1 protein-coding gene is annotated in these 220 nt (G+C 64.1%); it reads left to right on the forward strand.

Annotated features, from left to right (window positions below; genetic code table 11):
- A partial coding sequence (locus KW824_RS21290) for a cadherin repeat domain-containing protein (RefSeq protein WP_218410918.1) occupies window positions 1-220 on the forward strand: 220 nt, incomplete at both ends.

Below are 220 nucleotides of genomic sequence, written 5' to 3' on the forward strand. Positions count from 1 at the left end.
TCGCCATCAACGATGTCGACGAGTTCGATGTCACTACCCCGACCGACACCAACGCCGCCACCAATGCCGTCGACGAGAACATCGCCATCGGCTCCCTGGTCGGCATCACCGCCTTTGCCAGCGACGCAGACGCCACCATCAATGCCGTCACCTACAGCCTGTCCGGCAATCCCGGCGGCCTGTTTGCCATCGATCCCGCCACCGGTGTGGTCACCGTCGC

Source organism: Aeromonas sp. sif0611 (genome assembly GCF_019218845.1).
In the GTDB taxonomy this organism is placed as follows: Bacteria; Pseudomonadota; Gammaproteobacteria; order Enterobacterales; family Aeromonadaceae; genus Aeromonas; species Aeromonas media.